The following is a 15032-nucleotide window of genomic DNA, read 5'->3' as shown; positions in this document are numbered from 1 at the left end:
CCTCGCCGAAATTCGCATTGCCGCACAGGCCCCGGTCGGGCAATGAGGGCGGCAATGAACCATAATCAAGAAGCCCTGACCGCCCGCGCCGCGCCGATCCTGTTCGTCGTGCTCTGGAGCACCGGATTCATCGGCACCAAATACGTCATCAACAATGCCGATCCCCTGACCTATCTCGCCATTCGCATGGCGATCGTGGTCGTCCTGATGGCGATCATTGCTGGCGCGGCGCGACCAAAATGGCCGGACCGTATCGACGTCGCGCACAGCGCTGTTGCCGGCATTCTCGTCCACGGCTTCTATCTCGGCGGCACTGCGATTGCGATCGCGCACTCGATTCCGGCCGGACTCTCCGCGCTGATTCCGGGCCTTCAGCCGATCCTGACCTCGACCATCGCCAACCGCTGGCTTGGCGAACGCGTGACGCCGGTGCAATGGGCGGGGCTCGTGCTTGGCCTCGGCGGCGTGGTGCTGATCCTGCACGGCCGTCCCATGACCGGCGAGGCCGGGCTCGGCTGGCTCGCCTCGGTGGTCTCGCTGATCAGCATCACGCTCGGCACGCTCTATCAGCGCCGCTACTGCAACCACATCGACTGGCGCGCCGGCAATCTCGTGCAGTATGTCGCCGTCACCGTCTTCTTCGCGGTCGGCGCCTTCCTGTTCGAGGACCGCGTGGTGCACTGGACGCGGGAGTTCGTGCTCGCGCTTGCATGGCTCGCGGTGGCGCTCTCGATCGGGTCGATCGGGCTGTTGTACTGGCTGATCCGCCACGCCGCGGCGACCTCGGTTGCGAGCCTGTTCTATCTGGTGCCCGCCGTCACGGCATTGATGGCCTATCTGCTGTTCGGCGAGAAGCTCGATGCGCTGGCGATTGCCGGCATGGCGATGTGCGCGGCGGCGGTGTTCGTGGTCAACCGGCGCTTCTAGGTCAACACGTGGTGCGCCGGAATGCATCCCTGACGTGCGGTGCGCGCTCGTGCTAGGCTGGGCTGATTTCAGCTTCCCTTTCACACGGTGATTTCATGAAGAAGGCCAGACGTGCGCTGCTCGGCAGGTCCCTGAAGCCGGTCCGGATTGCCTGCATCAACTACGCGGAAGAGATGATGAGCGATCGGAAGATGGCGAGGCTCACCGCCGCGCTGCAGAAATGCTACGACGAGCATTTCCTCCCCGTATGGGGCTATCCCGTCGATCTCGACGTCACCCGCAGGCCGAAGCCGACCGACTGGCAGCTGGTCTATTTCGACGATGCCACCCACGAGAACTTCCTCGGGCGGCATGAGCTGACGCATCGGGGACAGCCGATCTCGAAGATCTTCCTCAAGGCGCTGAGTGAGGATGAGCCGGTCAGCCTGGCTGCGTCTCACGAATTGTTCGAGATGGTGCTCGATCCCATGGCCAATCTGTGGGCCGACAAGACCCGGCACACCCAATATGCCTACGAGGTCTGCGACGCCGTCGAGGAGGAGGCTTTCCTCGTCAACGGCTTTCCGATGTCGAACTTCGTCTATCCGTCCTGGTTCGAGCCGTTCGAGCATCCCCGCGGCACCAAATTCGACCACATGGGATCGCTCAAGGCACCGTTCTCGATGACCGAGGGCGGCTACGTCATCAAGAAGGTCAACGGCAAGCGGGTGATCAAGCAGTTCGGCTCACCCGAGAAGCGGCGGCGGTTCAATGCCGAAGACCGGCGCGGTCATCGCAGCGAATTTCGCGATCCGCAAGGCGAGCATCACCCGGGTCGGCGCGCCGCAAAACGGCGGGGGTAGGGAGGAGTCTCCGGGTACGCCGGCCCCCGGAGACTCCGAGCGTTGCGCCTCAGCGCTTGGCCTTTTTGGCCTTCTTTTTTGACTTGGTGGCTTTCTTGGCAGCCTTCTTCGCCGCTTTCTTCGACGACTTCTTTGCCGCCTTCTTCGAAGTCTTCTTGGCGGCCTTCTTCGAAGTCTTCTTGGCCTTCTTCTTGGAAGCCTTCTTCGGCGCTACTTTCTTCGCGACCTTCTTGGCGGCTTTCCTGACCTTCTTGACGGCGATGACTGCGGCTTCCTTGGTCGCTTCCACGGCTGTGGTGATCGTCTCCATCGCCTGGTCGGTGATCGGCTTCTCGTCGTCCATATCGTCCCCCACGGTTTGTATGGAGCGATGACGATAGCGGGTTTCAAAATTGTGTCAAAGCAACGCTCAACCTTTGCGGATCTTTGCGTAGGCGGCGAGCGCGCGCTCGCGTCCTTTCGCGTGATCGACGATCGGCTGCGGATAGGTCTTGCCGAGCGCGACGCCGACGCTCGCAAGCTCGATCGGCGTTGCCTGCCAGGGCTGGTGGATCAGCTTGGCCGGTACGTCCTTCAGCTCCGGCACCCAGCGCCGGACATAGGCTCCGTCGGGGTCGAACTTCTCGCCCTGCAGAGTTGGATTGAACACGCGGAAATAGGGCGCGGCGTCGGCGCCGCAGCCTGCGACCCATTGCCAGTTGGCCGGATTGCTGCCGGCGTCCGCATCGACCAGCGTGTCCCAGAACCAGCTTTCGCCGTCGCGCCAGTCGATCAGGAGGTGCTTGACCAGGAACGACGCCACCACCATCCGCACCCGGTTGTGCATCACGCCGGTGTGCCAGAGCTCGCGCAGGCCGGCATCGACGATGGGATAGCCCGTGCGCCCGCGCTGCCAGGCGGCGAGCGCCTTCTTGTCGCCCTTCCAGGGGAAGCCATCGAAATTCGCTTGCAGGTTTTCGGTGGCGAGGTCGGGATGATCGTGGAGGAGATGGCGGCAGAACTCGCGCCAGCCGAGCTCGCTCAGGAACTTCTCGACGCCGGACCCGATCGCGGGATTCTCCGCCGCCGCGAAGCGCGCGGCGTGCCAGACCTGGCGCGGGCTGAGCTCGCCGAACCTCAAGTGAGGCGACAGGCTTGACGTGCCCTCGCGGTCCGGGCGGTCGCGATCGCCGACATAGGAGCGCGCGGTGTGCCTGAGGAAGTCGCGCAGGCGCACGCGGGCCGCGGCTTCGCCCGGCGTCCAGGTCTGGCGCAGGCCGCCGGCCCAGTCGGGCTTTGTCGGCTCGAGCTTCCAGCTCTCCAGCGCGTCGCCGGCGAGCTTCGGCGCGGCGCGCAGCTCCCTCGGCGCAGGCAGAGGCTTGGGCGGATCGCCGAGCGACAGCACCCGCCGCCAGAACGGCGTGAACACGCGAAGGCCGCGGCCCTCCTTGTTGCGGGTCGCCGAGGGCGGGACCAGCAGGTCGCCGGGGAAGCTTTGCGAGTCCACGCCGAGCTTTGCCAGCGCCGCTTCGAGCTGTTTCTCGACGGCCTGATGCGATGCTTGCGCGATCCCGTTCCAGTAGACCGCTCCGGCGCCGCTGTCGCGCGCCACCTCGGCGATGATCCTGGCCGCCGGCCCCTTGCGCAGGATCAGCGATCCGCCGCGCGTGGCGATATCGGCGCCGAGCGCGCGCAGCGACTGCGCCAGCCACCAGCGCGCCGCGCCGCCAGCGGGGCGTCCGGCCGCATCGTCCAGCACATACAGGCAGATCACCGGCGCGCCGGTCTTGGCGGCAGCATGGAGGGCGGGATGGTCGGACAGGCGAAGGTCATCGCGAAACCAGACGATGATGGGCGGCGCGCTCGACGTGGTCAGGGGAGCCTCGTTTACAATTTGGAAAGCATCCTGGGTGAGGTGCTGTGAACCGTCGTTAATGCGGCCGTAAGCGGATTGCATGAATATGCAGGAATTCCGGGGGTGGTTCCATTCATGTCAAACCTTTTCACGGCGAAGTTCCTGCCGCAGTTCAAGCTGGGTACCAAGGCCGTCCTGTGCGCGGTGCTGCTGATCGCCGTGAATACGGCGCTGGTGGTCGGTGCCGGCTACTGGTCGCTGACCTCTGCGTTCAACGATCGTGCGCTGCGCGACATCGAGGTCAATCTGCGCACGCTGGCGCTGGCCTTCGCCGAGATCGTTCCCGACGCCAAAATCACCATGCGGGATGGCGCGGTCGCGCGCATCGAGATCCCGAAGATGCCGGAGTTCAGGGATCACGGCATCGTCGATCGCGCGGTGTCCTATGTCGGCGGCAATGCGACCCTGTTCGTGTTCGATGATGCCAGCGGCCAGTTCGTGCGCCGCTCGACCAATGTGAAGAAGGAAAATGGCGACCGCGCCGTCGGGACCCAGCTTGCCGCCGACCATCCCGGGCAGGCCGTCCTGCGCCGCGGCGAGGCCTACAAGGGCCCGGCCACGCTGTTCGGTAAATCCTTCATGACAGCCTATTTCCCGGTCGCGGACGCCGGCGGCAAGGTCGTCGGCATCCTCTATGTCGGCATCGCCATGGCACAGTTCGAGAGCATGCTCAGCCAGGCGATATCCAGCATGGCGGTCGCCGCGGGACTCGCTGCGCTTCTGGTTCTGGCGCTCACCCTGCTGATCGTCCGCCGCGTCACCAAGCCGCTCAGCTCGGTCACGCACTCGCTGACTGCGCTCGCCAACGGCCAGAGCGATGTCGAGATCGAGTGTGAGGACCGCGCCGACGAGATCGGCGAGATCGCCCGCACGGTCGCGGTGTTCAGGAGCAATTCGCTGGAGCGGGCGCGCCTGCGCAGCGAGCAGACGGCCGCAACCGCTGCCGCCGCCGAGCAGCGCAAGGCAGAGCTGCGAAACTTCGTCGAAGAGTTCCGCGGCAGCGTCGGCGGCATCCTCGACAAGGTGCTGACGTCCTCCGGCGAGTTCGAACGGGCGGCGCGACAGCTGACCGACACCGCACGCTCCACCGCCGATTTGTCGGCGCAGTCCGCAGGGGCATCCGAAAGCGCTTCCGAGCATGTCCGCTCGGCGGCCGCGGCCTCCGACGAGCTGTCCCAGTCGATTTCCGAGATCACCCGCCGGGTGCAGGAGTCGAACGAGATCTCCGCCTATGCCGTGCGGCAGGCCGAGGCGACCGACCAGCGCATCGCGCAGCTCTCCGAGGCGGGCGCTCGCATCGGCGACGTCGTCAAGCTGATCACCTCGATCGCCGAGCAGACCAACCTTTTGGCGCTGAACGCGACCATCGAGGCCGCCCGTGCGGGCGATGCCGGTCGCGGCTTCGCCGTGGTGGCTCAGGAGGTCAAGACACTCGCCGGCCAGACGGCCAAGGCGACGGACGAGATCTCGAACCAGATCGCGAGCATGCAGCAGGCAACCGAGGAGTCGGTCGCGGCGGTCAAGGGGATTGGCCAGACCATCGAGCGCATCAGCGGCATCGCCGGCTCGATCTCGGCGGCGGTCGAGCAGCAACGGAGCGCCACCCACAACATCGCGGCCAGCGTTCGCGCTGCGGCCTCGGGCACGGCTGATGTTGCGGTGAATGTTCGCCATGCCGCCAAGGGCGCGAGCGAGACCGGCGAGACGTCGAGCCGGATGTTTGCCTCCGCCCAGGCGCTGTCAGGCGAAAGCCTGCATCTGAAGGCTGAGGTCGACGGCTTCCTCGACCGCGTGCACGCGGCCTGAGGGCTGACCTGCAACTCAATGTCGTCGTTCCGGGGCGGTCCGTAGGACCGAACCCGGAATCTCGAGATCCCGGGTCTGGTCCTTCGGACCATCCCGGGATGACAGTTGATTATTTAGGCTGCGGCACGATGCGGATGTAGGGCTTCGGTTCCTTCCAGCCCTGCGGATAGATCGTCTTGGCCTCATCGTTGGAGACCGAGCCGGCGATGATGACGTCCTCGCCCTGCGACCAGTCGGCCGGCGTCGCGACGCGATGCTTGGCGGTGAGCTGGAGCGAGTCGATGACGCGCAGGATCTCCTGGAAGTTCCGGCCCGTGGTCATCGGATAGACCAGCACAAGCTTGATCTTCTTGTCCGGCCCGATGATGAAGACGTTGCGGACGGTCTGGTTGTCGGCCGGCGTGCGGGTGAGGGGATCGCCCGAGGTCGAGGCCGGCAGCATCTCGTAGAGCTTCGAGACGTTGAAGTCGGTGTCGCCGATCATCGGATAGTTCGGAGCCGCGCCTTGCGTCTCCTTGATATCCTCCGACCATTTGGAATGGCGGTCGACGGGGTCGACCGAGAGGCCCATCAGCTTGACGCCGCGCTTGTCGAATTCCGGCTTCAGCTTTGCGAGAGCGCCGAGCTCGGTCGTACAAACCGGCGTGAAGTCCTTGGGGTGCGAGAACAGGAGCGCCCAGCTATTGCCGATCCAGTCGTGGAACTTGATCTTCCCTTCGGTGGTCTCGGCTTCGAAGTCGGGGGCGGTGGCGCCGATCGGAAGTGTCATGGTTCTACCTCATCTCATTGAATTTATTTGAGAATTAGTCCCTGTCGTCACTGCCAGTATAAGGTCTCTGCGGTCCCAAGTGAACGCCAAGTGAACCGCCTCAAGTAAAATGTGAATTCCTTCTTTGAAGAGCCGATTTTCTAGCACTTTTCTGTTACAGCCGCGCCTGCGGCGAAACATCTCCACCGGGGCCACACGGTCTCGATTGCCCCGATAAAGCCTTTTATGACCCGCATCACGCCCGCCCGACGCTCTCCGGAACCGAAACGGTCCTCGTAGCGACTAATCGGCAACCATTGAGAAAAGTCGCGATCCCCGTATCGAATCGTTAACCACCCCTTTACGCCCGCATGAAAATGCTGGTCGATCAGAAGAAATCTGGAAGTGAACTATGTCTGCCGCTGCGCATAAGTCTGTTGAGTCGCCGTCCCTCGAACCGTCCTGCCGCGATACCTCGGCCCATGCACTGACCATCGTGCGCGACGGTGTGATCACGGGCGAAGGCCCGACCACCAAGGGCCGGGTCCATTTCTCCCGCTCGCTCGATGCAGACGACACCGCCTGGTGCGCGCGCATCCTGACCACCACCGCCGTCAACGATCAGCCGATCAGCCGGGCCGAAGCGGAGGTCCTGTTCGAGATCAACGAAGCTGCAACCGAGCGCACCGATGGCGGACGGTTCGACGATTTGCTGGCCAAGGCCGTGGCCCATTACGCCGCGAGCGCCTCGGGCCTGAAGGTGCCGCCGCGCAGCGTCGCGCTGTCGGCCGAGTCCGACATCGAGAGCTGGGCGCCGTCCTACGCCTCCAAGGTCAACAGCGAGATGCTGGAGTGGATTGCCGGACAGATGCGCGGCAAGCGCCAGAACAACCGTCGCCTGATGGCGATGGTGGCGACCTTCCTCGGCGCCACCGCGCTGCCTCTGGCGGGCCAACTGCCGAACGTGTTCGACATCGGCATGTGATATCCGAGATGTTCTCGCGCCCCTTGCGAGGCGCGAGAGAAAGCGGCGGGGTTATTTCCCCGCCGTTTTTTGTTTGCCGGCGTCCGGCTCGAGGCCGAGCGTGCGCCCGGGGAAACCGGCGGCGTCGAAATAACGCTGGCTGCCGACGCGCTGGACGTTGAGCACGGTCTCCAGACCGTTCTCGGACTTCTTCTTCGACCTCTCGACGCTCTTGAACGCCTTCGGCACGATGCCGTTGGGCAGGGCCTCCGACATCACGCGGCCAACGAGGCCGCCGTTCTGCGAACCGCGCAGGCCGAGAAGCTGGGCGGCGGTCATGCCGACGTCGGCATTGCTGACCGGGATCTCGCTGACATAGCCGGCTTTGAAGTCAGGGCCGATCGCCGCCATGAAGTTCATGGTGTCGCCCCGGCTGAAGCTGCCATGCATGCCCTGGCCCTGGCGCAGCACGGTGTCGGCGACCTGCACCGAGCAGTTGGTCGGCGCCTCGCCGCAATCGCTGGCATAGGAGCGGAAGTTGACGACGATCGACGGCGTCGGCGTCGCCGACTTGCCGCGCAGGTTGATGCTCGACAGCGGCAGCGTGCCGGGGAAGCGGCCGAGCGAATCCTCGACGAACAGGCCGGAGACGTAGTCCTGCTCGAGCAGCGCCTTGATGGTCTTCGCCGCCAGCTTCTTGTCCTTGTTCGGCAGATAGATCAGGTCCGAGCCGCCATTGGTGGCGACGACGAGATCGGGCTTCTCCGGATCCTTGCCGAGCACGCCGTTGCCGGCCTTGGGGTGCTTGTTGCCTTCGACCTTCGCATTCTTGTCGTTGGGATCGAACAGCGGCAGGTCGAGCGCTTTCGCGAGATCGAGCGCCAGGAAGCCCATCGGCAAGAAGTCCTTCGGCGTGTCGTCATAGCTGACCTTGGCCGAGGGGCTGGTCTTGCTTTCCTTGGAGATCGTCGAGAAGCCGTGGTCGGCCTGGACCATGATGTTGGTGTTGGCGGCCAGCCCGAGCTCGTCCAGCGCCTTGCGGAGCTGGGCGAGGTTGTCGTCGGCGTTCTTGATGCCGGCCATCGAGGTCGGCCCGTTGATGCCGGGCTTGATCTGGTTGAGGCTGTCGCCGGTGTTGTGCTGGCTGCCGTCGGGATCGCGTGACCAGAACACCAGCACGAACGGCTTGTTGCGCGCCTTGAACATCGGCAGCACGACCTTGGTGGCGACGTCGGCGAAATAGGCCTGCTGCGCGACGTTGGCGACAACGGTGCCGGGCGTCTTGGCATCGCCCGCCTTGGAGTTGTCGCCGCGCGGCGGCGTCGCGAGGGGCAGGCCGGCCTTGGTCAGCGCCGCCTTGACCTCGTCCGACAGCGCCACGCTGTTCTTGCCGCCGGTGGAATCGTCGAACACGACCGAATGCAGACCGGGCTTTTCGGGCTTGTCGGTGTGGTCGAACTGGTAGGTCGGACCGACCTTGCCGATCGCCGCCGTGCTCAGGCCCTTGTCGCGGGCCATCTTCAGGATGGTTTCTTCGTTGAGATAATCGCCCTTGAAATGCTCGTCGATGTCGCCGAGCACGGCGTCGTTCTCGATGAAGGGGACCACGGTGTCGCCGGCGGGGACGGAGGTGTAATTCGTCCAGATCGTGTTGGAGAACACGCCGGTATCGCCGAGATAATGCCCGGTCGACATCGCCGAGCCGTTGGCCATGGTGAACGTCGGGAAGAGCGAATGCGGGTTCTTGAAATTGACGCCCTTGTCGCGGACCTCAGCCATCGCCGGCGCCGTCTCGGGTGTGACCTTCAGCGCGCGCAGACCATCCGGAATGAACAGGATCAGGTTACGGGGCGTGTTGTTCTGGGCGGAGGCAAGTCCTGCCGAAAGTCCGGTGGACAAGACTGTCAGTCCGGCGGACAGCAACACCAGTGAACGGCGCATCAAGATCTCCCTGCGGTGAGGCGGCGATGGCCGCGACCGCGGCCCCCGGGCATCGTTTAGTTTTGCTGTATGACAGTTTTGTTACAAGGGCGAAGGGGCGTGCCGAAGTGCCGGAGAGGTGACCGGGCGTCCACGGATTTGTCATTGCGGGCGCAGCGAAGCGATTGAGCAGCGCGCCACGGCGGCAGTTGGAGGCGCTCCCCGATCGAACGGGTTGGACGCTAAATCCCCGAATTCCAATTAAGAGAATTAGTCAATAAAATGAATGTCTTGATCCAGGAGCCGCGCTTGCGGGAGCGGCTGCAGGACGGGCCGTTCGTCATTCCGGCGCGGTCTGCACCTGCGGATTTTGGGCCATTGCCTGCGCCGGTTTCGTCGGTGCTGAATAGCCTTCGGCATTACTGAGATCGCGGCGGTCCGACGGCGGCGCCTGCAGCGCGAAGGTGATAGCGATCTGGGTTCGGTTATGGAGGCGGTATTTGCGCATGATGTTGCCGATATGCGCCCGCACCGTGTTCTCCGAGATTTTGAGCTCGTAGGCGATGTTCTTGTTTTGCATTCCCCGTGCGATCAGCATCATCAGTTCGTGCTCGCGCGGCGTCGGCGTAATCGATTCTTTCAAATCCGGGCTCATGACTTGCTCCTCCCTGGCCTTTGGCTGACGCTTGGTTTGATATGGCCACCCCAGCATGATCTCACTCCGTCTTGAGCGCCTCTATTGGACTGAGTTTGGACGCCTTGTGCGCAGGATAGAAACCAAAGATGATGCCGGTCGCGATCGAGAACGCGAGGGCAAGCCCTATTGCCTGGCCGTCGATCGAGGTGATCCATCCAGCCATGCGGGCGACTGTCATCGAGAGCGTGATTCCGCATGCGACGCCGATGGCGCCGCCAAGCAGGCAGAGGACAAGTGCCTCACAGAGAAACTGCAGGCGGATGTCCCGCATCCTTCCGCCGAGCGCGCGGCGGATGCCGATCTCCCGCGTACGCTCGGTGACCGAGACGATCATGACGTTCATGATGCTGATGCCGCCGACGAGCAGCGAGACCGAGGCGATGGCGACAAGCAGGAGCGCGACGGTGCGGATGGCTCCCTGCTGGGCCTCCATTGCTGCGGCCGGATCCTGGACCTTGAAGTCGTCCTCCTGGCCGGCGGGAATACGGTGGCGCTGCCGCAGCAGGCTTTCGATCTCCGACCGCGCCCCCGGCATCTGTCCGTCCGCCGCCACCTTGGCGATGATGTAGGCGACCGAATCCCGGTTGATGTTGCTCGCGCTGCCGAGGAAGCGCAGCTTGGCCGTGGTGAGCGGCACGAAGGCGACGTCATCCTGCGCCGGTCCCTTGCGGTCGAGAACGCCGACCACTTCGAGCGGCACCTTCATGATCCTGATCTGCGCGCCGATCGGATCCTCACCCGGTGCAAACAGTTCGCGCGCGACCGTGCTTCCGAGGATCACGACCTTGCTCGCGCCGGCCTCCTCGGCGCCGGAGAAATAGCGGCCAGAGGAGAGCTGCCAGTCGCGCACCATGAAGTGTCCGGTCGTCGTGCCGTTGATGGTCGTATTCCAGTTCTTGCTCTCGTGGATGACCTGCGCCGTTCCGGCGATCGAGCCGGCTGCGGCCTGGACTTCCGGGATCTGCTCGAGGATGGCCTGCACGTCGCTCTCGGTCATCGTCAGCTTGCTGCCGTCCTTGAGACGCACGCCGCCCTGGTAGACCGCGCCGGGCGTGATCATCAGCACGTTGGCGCCGATCGAGCGGATCTGCTCCTGCAGGCGAAGCTGCGCGCCGGATCCGATCGCGAAGACCGTCACGATCGAGGCGACGCCGATCACGATGCCGAGCATGGTGAGGAAGCTGCGTAGTGGATTGAGGCGCAAGGCGTGCAGAGCGATCTGAAAGCCCTGGAGCATCGTCATGACGCAGTGCTCCGTTTCGGCAGGATCGGAGCCTGCGTCTCATCGCCGACGAGCTGGCCGTCGTGCAGGCGGATGGTGCGCCGGCACTGGGTCGCGATGCCTGGATCGTGCGTGATCATCACGATGGTCTGTCCGGTGCGGTTGAGCGCAGCGAACAGGGCCAGGATTTCGGTGCCGGTGCGGCTGTCGAGCGCGCCGGTCGGTTCGTCGGCGAGCACGATCAGCGGGGAGGCGATCAGCGCGCGCGCGATCGCAACGCGCTGCTGCTCGCCGCCTGAGAGCTGGCGCGGGAAATGATGGGCCCGGTGCAGCATGCCGACGGCCTCCAGGGACTGCTCGGCGCGCGCCAGCCGCTCCTTGCGGCCGACGCCGCAATAGACAAGTGGCAGCGCGACGTTCTCGATCGCATTGTGGCGGGCGAGCAGATTGTAGGACTGGAACACGAAGCCGATGCTGAGGGCGCGCAACGACGACCGACGATCTTCCGTGAGATCGGCGACATTGGCCCCCTGGAGAAGAACCGCCCCCTCGGTCGGCAGGTCGAGCAACCCGATCATGTTCATCAGCGTCGACTTGCCGGAGCCTGACGGTCCCATGACCGCGACGATCTCGCCTTGCGCGATGTCGAAACTGACGTTACGCACCGCAGCCACCGCGACTCCGTCAGCGCGATAGGTCCTGCTGACCGACCGGAGGCTGATGAGGGGCAGGGAAGTGGTCATGATCCGAACCTGATTCCGAGGAACTCCAGGCCTGCCGGACGGATCGCCTGGCCGACGGCGACCTGGCTGCCCTCGACGAGGTCTCCACTCCTGAGCGCGACCTGCTCGGTGCCGGCCGCGCCGACCGTCACGGCAATGCGCTGGAGCGAGCCGCTTGCAGTGCGCACCCACACGCCGCTGCGTGCGGCGGCATCCGGCCGCGTGCCGGATGGCTGGAAGCGCAACGCGGCGAGCGGCACTTTCAGCACGTCGTCCTGTCGCTCGATCACGATCTTCACCAGGGCGGTCATGCCGGGCAGCAGCGCACCGTCGAGATTGGAGGTCGCCAGGACGACGGTGTAGGTGACGACGTGCTGCTGGTTCTGCGGCGCCTTGCGCACCTGCCGCACCACCGCCTCGAAGCGGCGGTCGGGATAGGCATCCACCGTGAAATGGGCGCGCTGGCCGGGGGCGATGCGCCCGATGTCGGCTTCGTCGACCTGGGCGTGGATCTCCATGTCCTCCAGGCGGCGGGCAACCACGAAGGTGGTGCGCGATTCCAGGCCGACGGCGAGGGTCTGGCCTTCGTTGACGAACCGGCCGACGACGACGCCGTCGATCGGCGAACGGATCACGGTGCGGTCGAGATCGGCCTGGGCTGCGGCGAGAACGGCCGCCTTCTCCGGGACCGCCATCCTCGCCTGTTGCAGCTCCGCCTCGATCCGGCGGACGTCAGCCTGCGCGCCATCTACGGAGTAGGCGTTGAGGGACATCATGATCTCGGCTTCCCGCTCCTGGGCGAGCCGCGCGGTGAACTCAGTCTGCGCGTCGTCGACCGTCGTCGTCGCCACCACGTTTTGGGACTGAAGCGCCTGCTTCCGCTGCAGGGTCTTCTGCGCCGAGCTCTTGACCGCCTGGGCGCTCTCCAGCTTGGCCGCGAGCACATCCCGGCTGCCCTTGGCGTTCTGCAAATCGATCCTCGCGCGATCGAGCTTGGCGCGCGCGATGTCGACCAGTGCATTGGCGACGGCGAGGGAAGCCCTGGCTTCGTCGACCTTGGCCGCAAAGCTGCGCGGATCGATCAGGGCAAGCGGCTGATCCTTGCCGACGGTGTCGTTGAAATCGACATAGACGCGAGCGAGCTGCCCGGACAGTTGGGAACCCACCTCGATCGTCTTGACCGGTTGCAGGGCGCCAGTGACCGTGACGGTCTGCTCGATGCTGCCGCGCTGAATCGCGGCATAGCGGAACACGGGCGCATCCGATCCGAGGGTCGGAGCTTCCAGTCCCGAGGGCGCGAGGAACTTCGTCGTCGATTGGTAGGCGCTAGCGGCGCCGTCCACGACGCGTCCGGCAGCGCCGGTGATGATGTTCGGCCGCGCACCGTAGATCGCGGCGAGGCCACATGCAGCTCCGAACAAGACAACAACAGGTGCAAATCGCATATCAAAAGCCCACCGTCTTAAAATGACTTTGCTGGTGGAAAGGTCGAATATCGCGCTATGGTTGTATTTCGTCGAAGCAGTATCGAACTATCGGCTTTATGTCGCGGTTCTCGGCACGACGGTCGGGTGCGCTTCATGATCCAGAAGTAAAATCCGCAGGTGCGACTTTTCGTGATTTGCGCCGGGTGCATACCGGGCGTATTCCAACCGGAGCGCGCGTTATCAAAATTCGATAGCCGACTGAACGTCCCGTCAGGCTTGCAGGCGATGAATGTTCGATCGGCGTGTGGGCGGCGACGCCATGACGCAGTGGGCGAAATCGCAACGGCAGCATTACACTGCTGCACCCTCCGGATGGCACCTCGCCGTGACGCTGCCCATCGCGGCGTCGAACTCCTTCAATCATGAAGCCCGATATGTGAACGCCTTCACTCGTCTCCACGGGGTGTTGGCTCTAAGACGTGGGATCTGCGGATCGATGCGATTCTCTCGGTCATCGCGCATGCCTCCAAGCACCTTGTTATCAAAGCACCTGGTTATCGCTTGCAAGCACAATGGATGCCTCGTTGCTGGATCATCGAGCGTCAAGTCCGGGAGCATGTTGGAATGAGTTCAAATCAAGCCACAGTTTATGTCGTTGATGATGAAATTCAGATACGAAATGCGATCGGAAGCCTCTGCGAGGAGACGGGGCACCAGGTGAAATTGTTTGCCTCAACCGACGAATTCCTCGCGGAGACACTCACGAACCGACCGTCCTGCCTGGTGCTCGACATCCGCTTTCCCGGAACATCGCCGACCGGGCTCGAGCTTCAGCGCAAGCTGGCGGAGACGGGCGTGCCGATACCGATCGTCTTCATAAGCGGCCATTCGGACGTGCGTGTCTCGGTCGAGGCCATGAAGCGCGGCGCGATCGAGTTTCTGCCAAAACCCTTCCGCGAACAGGAGATCCTCGATGCGATCAGGCACGGTATCGAACGCGATCGCAGGCGGCTTGAGCGCGAGGACAGTGTGCGCGAGGCGCGGCAGCGCGTGGAGACGCTGACAGCGCGGGAGCGCGAGATCATGCTGCTGATGGCGGAAGGGCTTGTCGCCAAGCAGATCGCGGCAAAGCTCGGTGTCAGCGAGGTGACGGTGAAGGTCCATCGCGCACGCATGATGCGAAAGCTGGAGCTGCGTTCGCCGATCGAGGTGGTGCGATTGATCGACAGCATCGGGCTGCAGGCGGAGCGCTTCGACGTCAGACATCCGCAGGTCTAGATCTGCCAGGTGCGATGTTATCGCGCGACGTCTAGTCCGTATCGACTAGCATGAACTGCAGTCTATCGCACGACGCACGACGGGCTCAGAGTCATCCCTACGATGTCGGCCTCCTCCAAAACGGCATCAGAACCCAGTCAGACAAGTTGGTTAGAAAGGGATACTCCATGCGCAAATTGTTTTTTGCTTCGGTTGCCGTGTTCGCTCTGTCTTCCGCGGCTCAGGCCGCCAACACCTCGACCACGGTGCAGCTCGGCATCGTGAACTCCTCGAGCGTCACGCAGAACGGCCTCACCAACGACAGCTCGTCGACCACGCAGGTCGGCATCCTGAACGGCGCGTCCACCATGCAGGGCACCAGCTCTGCCTCGCTCAACAACGTCAGCTCCGTAAATCAGATCGGCGTGCGGAACTCGGCGACCACCGGCCAGGTTGCCTTCGGCAACAACAACAGCGGAATCACTCAGAATTCGTTCGGGCCCGCCGTGCTCCAGAACAATTCCGCCGCCGTCGGACAGCTCAGCGTTTTCGGCGTCAACACGAGCACCGTCTCGCAGACGGCGCACTGAACCAGCCCCGTTTGGC

Annotated in this window: 14 protein-coding genes; 6 read left to right on the top strand and 8 right to left on the bottom strand. The window is 64.1% G+C overall.

Going from position 1 to position 15032, the window contains the following annotated elements; translation table 11 throughout:
- Positions 1-54 precede the first annotated feature (54 nt).
- Both NLM15_RS26610 and NLM15_RS26605 read left to right on the top strand, forming a co-directional pair.
- Positions 55-927: a DMT family transporter gene (locus NLM15_RS26610; protein ID WP_254120384.1), complete on the top strand. Its 873-nt coding sequence runs from the start codon at positions 55-57 to the stop codon at positions 925-927.
- A 95-nt stretch (positions 928-1022) separates the two neighbouring features.
- The gene (locus tag NLM15_RS26605; protein WP_254120383.1) at positions 1023-1769 is read left to right on the top strand and encodes a hypothetical protein; all 747 of its coding nucleotides are present in this window, start codon (positions 1023-1025) and stop codon (positions 1767-1769) included.
- A 49-nt stretch (positions 1770-1818) separates the two neighbouring features.
- Here NLM15_RS26605 and NLM15_RS26600 read toward each other — a convergent pair whose 3' ends face one another.
- Both NLM15_RS26600 and NLM15_RS26595 read right to left on the bottom strand, forming a co-directional pair.
- Positions 1819-2112: a histone gene (locus NLM15_RS26600; protein WP_254120382.1), complete on the bottom strand. Its 294-nt coding sequence runs from the start codon at positions 2110-2112 to the stop codon at positions 1819-1821.
- A gap of 66 nt (positions 2113-2178) precedes the next feature.
- Positions 2179-3624, bottom strand: coding sequence for a deoxyribodipyrimidine photo-lyase (locus tag NLM15_RS26595; RefSeq protein ID WP_254124426.1), 1446 nt, complete (start codon positions 3622-3624; stop codon positions 2179-2181).
- Between the two features lie 114 nt (positions 3625-3738).
- Between NLM15_RS26595 and NLM15_RS26590 the strand changes: the two genes are divergently transcribed.
- On the top strand, positions 3739-5469 hold the full coding sequence (locus tag NLM15_RS26590; protein WP_254120381.1) for a methyl-accepting chemotaxis protein: 1731 nt from the start codon (positions 3739-3741) through the stop codon (positions 5467-5469).
- 109 nt (positions 5470-5578) lie between these two features.
- Here the strand turns inward: NLM15_RS26590 and NLM15_RS26585 are convergent, their stop codons facing one another.
- Positions 5579-6238: a peroxiredoxin gene (locus tag NLM15_RS26585; protein WP_061847701.1), complete on the bottom strand. Its 660-nt coding sequence runs from the start codon at positions 6236-6238 to the stop codon at positions 5579-5581.
- A gap of 391 nt (positions 6239-6629) precedes the next feature.
- On the opposite strand from NLM15_RS26585, the gene NLM15_RS26580 reads away from it, so the two are divergent.
- Positions 6630-7202 carry a hypothetical protein gene (locus tag NLM15_RS26580; protein ID WP_254120380.1) on the top strand — a complete coding sequence of 191 codons (573 nt, stop codon included), beginning with the start codon at positions 6630-6632 and terminating at the stop codon, positions 7200-7202.
- A 51-nt stretch (positions 7203-7253) separates the two neighbouring features.
- Here NLM15_RS26580 and NLM15_RS26575 read toward each other — a convergent pair whose 3' ends face one another.
- The 5 genes from NLM15_RS26575 to NLM15_RS26555 all read right to left on the bottom strand — a co-directional run bounded on the left by NLM15_RS26575 (position 7254) and on the right by NLM15_RS26555 (position 13187).
- The gene (locus tag NLM15_RS26575; RefSeq protein ID WP_254120379.1) at positions 7254-9122 is read right to left on the bottom strand and encodes an alkaline phosphatase family protein; all 1869 of its coding nucleotides are present in this window, start codon (positions 9120-9122) and stop codon (positions 7254-7256) included.
- 319 nt (positions 9123-9441) lie between these two features.
- Positions 9442-9756 carry a response regulator transcription factor gene (locus tag NLM15_RS26570; RefSeq protein WP_254120378.1) on the bottom strand — a complete coding sequence of 105 codons (315 nt, stop codon included), beginning with the start codon at positions 9754-9756 and terminating at the stop codon, positions 9442-9444.
- Positions 9757-9817: 61 nt separating this feature from the next.
- Positions 9818-11041 (bottom strand): ABC transporter permease, encoded by a 1224-nt coding sequence (locus NLM15_RS26565; RefSeq protein WP_254120377.1) that lies wholly within the window; start codon positions 11039-11041, stop codon positions 9818-9820.
- The gene (locus NLM15_RS26560) at positions 11038-11763 is read right to left on the bottom strand and encodes an ABC transporter ATP-binding protein (protein WP_254120376.1); all 726 of its coding nucleotides are present in this window, start codon (positions 11761-11763) and stop codon (positions 11038-11040) included. The genes NLM15_RS26565 and NLM15_RS26560 overlap by 4 nt, the downstream gene beginning before the upstream one ends.
- Complete coding sequence (locus NLM15_RS26555; protein ID WP_309144940.1) at positions 11760-13187, bottom strand: efflux RND transporter periplasmic adaptor subunit; 1428 nt, start codon at positions 13185-13187, stop codon at positions 11760-11762. The genes NLM15_RS26560 and NLM15_RS26555 overlap by 4 nt, the downstream gene beginning before the upstream one ends.
- A 606-nt stretch (positions 13188-13793) precedes the next feature.
- Here NLM15_RS26555 and NLM15_RS26550 point away from each other — a divergent pair.
- Positions 13794-14447 carry a response regulator transcription factor gene (locus NLM15_RS26550; protein ID WP_254120374.1) on the top strand — a complete coding sequence of 218 codons (654 nt, stop codon included), beginning with the start codon at positions 13794-13796 and terminating at the stop codon, positions 14445-14447.
- A 167-nt stretch (positions 14448-14614) separates the two neighbouring features.
- Complete coding sequence (locus tag NLM15_RS26545; protein WP_254120373.1) at positions 14615-15016, top strand: curlin subunit CsgB; 402 nt, start codon at positions 14615-14617, stop codon at positions 15014-15016.
- Positions 15017-15032: the final 16 nt, after the last annotated feature.

Origin of the sequence: Bradyrhizobium sp. CCGB20, assembly GCF_024199855.1 — a bacterium.
GTDB lineage: Bacteria > Pseudomonadota > Alphaproteobacteria > Rhizobiales > Xanthobacteraceae > Bradyrhizobium.
Note: the sequence above shows the minus strand (reverse complement) of the source record. Positions and strands in the feature narration are given on the sequence as shown.